Source organism: Streptomyces sp. NPDC031274, assembly GCF_055570235.1.
Genome location: NZ_JBVIHP010000289.1, coordinates 1 through 1280 on the forward strand (window position 1 = coordinate 1; position 1280 = coordinate 1280).

At 69.0% G+C, this 1280-nt stretch carries 1 pseudogene; it reads right to left on the bottom strand.

Annotated elements, in window-relative coordinates:
- Positions 1–143 precede the first annotated feature (143 nt).
- Positions 144–1280: pseudogene (locus ACZ5CR_RS45735) on the bottom strand (ATP-binding protein); the annotation flags it as partial.

Genomic DNA, 1280 nt, shown 5'->3' on the forward strand with positions numbered 1-1280 from the left:
CAAGAGGTCCGCGCCGTGGTCCCCCGCGCCGTCGATGACACGCACGTCGTTGAAGCCGAGGTGCCAGAGGGCCCGCTCGGTGGCGTGCGTGAGACCTGCCGGCCCTCCCCTCAACAACTCCTCCGCCGCGAGGAAGACGGCGCTCACTTCTCCTCCGCGAGGTCGTCGGCCAGCAGGCGGATACTCAGTCTCGTGCGCAGCAACTGATTCGGAAGACTTGCCCCCGCGAAGGTCGCCTGGGTGGCCACGTCGGAGAGGTAGCCGACCGTGCGGGCCAGGCTGAGTCGACGCGCGGAAGCGGACGCGACGCCCTCGTAGACCCCCTGGAAGACGCGGTTGTCCATGAACGCCGACGGCAGCGACTCGACGAGACGGACCAGGAACAGCGCCGGCACATGAAGCAGGAACTCACCGCTCGTACCGAGGTCGACAGTGCGGGTCACCTTGCCGTTGGCGATCATGGCGTGCTCGGTCGCCGTGAGTTCGTCCGGCGAAAGGAAGTGATACGCCTTCTCTGCCTCGCCGGTGCGGTCCAGCTCCGTCACCATGCGGTGACGGATCTCGGCCAGGAGTTCCTGCGCCTCGGCGCTGATCAATTGGGCGTCCAGGGCGGTGGCGGGCAGCGACTCGGCACGGATCGCCGCGATGAGTTCGGAGTGGCTCCACTCCGTCTCCGCCCGCACCCTGAGCAGCACGGCGACCTCGGCGAGCAGGAGGTCCGCCGGGTCAGCGCCGAACTTCTGGAAGATCGCGTGGTCGAGGTCGAGGAAGGCCACGAGGCTGTTGCCGGAGCGCTGGTCGAGCAGGACGGGCGTGCGATGCAGGTTCTCGTCAACCAGGCCGCCCGCCGTCAGCTGACGTGTCTCGACCTCGACGAAGCCGACGCGCGGGTGACCGAAGGAGCGGCTGAGTGCCGGGTAGGTGGTGGAGTTCTCCACGTATCGCGTAACGCGCTCGTGCCTGGTCTCCGGACGCTGCTCCGAGGCCGGCGCGGAGGAATTGGACGCGCCACCATCCTTCGGCGATTCCGCCTCCGTGCCGAGCTTGGCCCCGCCCGTCTCGTTCGCGGGAGTGGTCGGCTCGGCGAAGTCCGCTCCGTTGAAGCCGAGCGCTTCCCTCACCGCTGCCTCGTCGGGCCTCCCTGGGGTGGAGGCGGCCGCCTTGGTGTTCTTGCCCCTGCTCTTGGCCGCCTCGTGGTCCTCGACCGCCTGCCACCAGCGCTCATCGGTCTGGTAGTCGGGGTTGCCCCGGCGGAACTCCTGTCCCCACCGGCGGGTGTC